The sequence below is a fragment of the Vibrio sp. Vb0937 genome, assembly GCF_033338855.1.
This window is the reverse complement of record NZ_JAWOTK010000070.1, coordinates 1-2,512: the sequence shown is the minus strand read 5'-3', so window position 1 is coordinate 2,512 and position 2,512 is coordinate 1. Positions and strand designations below refer to the sequence as shown.

General features: G+C 49.4%; 2 protein-coding genes. Both read right to left on the bottom strand.

Going from position 1 to position 2,512, the window contains the following annotated elements; genetic code table 11:
- Nucleotides 1–90 precede the first annotated feature (90 nt).
- Nucleotides 91–882 carry a DUF1338 domain-containing protein gene (locus R7P67_RS23100; RefSeq protein ID WP_318086109.1) on the bottom strand — a complete coding sequence of 264 codons (792 nt, stop codon included), beginning with the start codon at nt 880–882 and terminating at the stop codon, nt 91–93.
- Nucleotides 883–1,124: 242 nt separating this feature from the next.
- Nucleotides 1,125–2,512 (bottom strand): succinylglutamate-semialdehyde dehydrogenase (gene astD / locus R7P67_RS23095; protein ID WP_318086108.1); only part of this gene is annotated, 1,388 nt, incomplete at its 5' end.

Here is a 2,512-nt window from a genome sequence, read left to right as displayed (position 1 = left end):
TTACTTTGTTATTTACCTTGCAACTCAGTCAAACCCTAGGTCGCAAGAGGCTAACAAACAACAACGTTAGCCCGAGGTATTCCATGGCGTTTAGCCATTAGTACTTTCAAAAATTTTGTCTGCTGATGCTGCAACAAATCCTGGGTACAACTCGCCATTCTCCATTGGGTAACGTTTAGCAAACTCGTAAAAGCCACCTGGAATAATTTCCGAACCTTCTTCGAAGGTCACTGGCACTTTGTCTGCCATCGTCGACGATTGCTCAAGCAGCACTTCCGGCGAGCCTTTCACCTCACCGCCCGACTCATTGATCACAAACCCTGCTTGACGAAGATGGTCGTTAACCTGTTTGACTTCATCGTGTTGATTCAGCTGATTCACACTCACCGTAAAATGATTAGCACCATAACCGTGCGCGGCCAGCCAAGACGCATACTCGCTCTCTTTAGCCAACGTTTGGTAATCAGCAAAGCTTAGATCCCATAAGCGACCGCCATGCAGAAATGCACTGCCCGACAGTTTGTCAGCATCCACTTGCGCAACCAGTTTCGCCACAATAGCCTGCAGCTCTGGCGAACACTCTTCGACTTTCAGCTCACTGATGAAGACTTTAGGCTGCTTCGGATCTGGGTGCTCATAGTGTTTTGCGACCAGTTTTTTGCTCTCAAATACGTAGTCCCCACACGCTTTATAGCCAGCAGCTAAAAACGGTTTCGCCAATGTCTCGATACCTAGCGGTTCAACATTGAAAGTGCGTAAAGCAATATGATCATTAATCAGAGGCTCATCTTCTTGTAGAAGTTGATGCACCTTAGCAGCAGAAGGACAAAGACGTTGGATGTAGTCTTGCCATAGCGATTCAAATAACACATCGGGCGTCATAACGACTCCTTGTTACGAGATGTAGGATTAAGATAAGAGTGTGGTCGCTCGTTCACAGCCCAAAAGCTGTCCAGAATAATGAACGAGCAACCATCAACCTGTGACGGTAAATGTCAGTCAGTCAAACACGCTTTTTGAGTCTGTGCTCACTTGCCGTGTAATGCCAACGCGTACTACCCAAACCTAAATGATGCGTCAGCACATTGGGCCACGATGCATGGTCGTGACCCTGTTATTGAAACTTAAAGCGTCACGCCTGGGCTCAATGTCGCAGGTAATTCCGTCTCCTGCCCTTCCATAGATGCCATAGGGTAAGCACAGTAATCCGCCGCGTAGTAGGCGCTTGGACGAAGGTTGCCTGATGCACCAGGGCCACCAAATGGGGCGTCACCACTTGCGCCCGTCAATTGACGGTTGCGGTTTACGATGCCTGCGCGAATGTGGTCAACAAAGTATTCCCATTCTTGATCGTCTGTTGATACAAGACCTGCCGACAGGCCAAAGCGCGTGTCATTCGCCAGCTCTACGGCTTTACCCAAACCTTCATAGCGCACGACTTGCAGCAGCGGTCCGAAGTATTCTTCGTCTGGCAACTCAGCAATGTTAGTCACATCGATGATGCCTGGAGAAACAAACGCCGCCTCTCCTGCTTTCGCTTCAATTAAGCTTTCACCGCCTAGAGATTGCAGGTTTGCTTGCGCATCAAGTATGAACTTCGCCGCAGCCACAGAGATTTGTGGGCCCATAAATGGCGCAGGTTCTGCGAATGGTTGATCCATGCGAATGTTTTTCGTCGCTTCCACCAGCTTAGTGATCAGAGCATCCCCTTTCTCACCAAACGGCACGTATAGACGACGAGCACAAGTACAACGTTGACCAGCACTGATGAATGCCGATTGGATGATGGTGTACACCGTTGCATCCAAATCACCGTAGTTATCAGAGATGACCATCGGGTTGTTGCCACCCATTTCTAGCGCTAACATCTTGCCTGGTTGACCTGCAAACTGACGATGCAGAATGTGACCCGTGTTCGCACTGCCCGTAAACAGAATGCCATCAATACCTTTCGCATCAGCCAGCGCAATACCGGTTTCCTTCGCACCTTGAACAAGGTTGATCACGCCTTTTGGTAAACCCGCGTCTTCCCACAATTTCATAGCTAGCTCGCCAGTCCAAGGCGTTTGCTCAGATGGTTTGAACACAACTGTGTTCCCCGCTAGCAAGGCAGGAACAATGTGGCCATTCGGTAAGTGACCAGGGAAGTTATATGGCCCAAACACCGCCATTACGCCAAGAGGGCGATGTCGCAATACAATCTGGTTGCCCGCAGCTTCGCGAGTCGCTTCACCAGTACGGTCATGGTAGGCACGAATAGAAATAGCGATTTTTCCAGCCATTGCAGCCGCTTCTGTGCGCGTTTCCCAAATTGGTTTACCCGTTTCTTTCGCGATCACTTCGGCAATTTTTTCACTGTTTTCTTTCACTTTTTCAGCAAAAGCCAACACAATTGCTTCGCGTTCAGCGAATGGACGCTTTTTCCATTCGACGAACGCAGCACGCGCTGCAGCAACGGCTTGGTCAACTTGTTCCGCCGTTGCACCGTTACCGCGCCAAATTACTTCTTGGT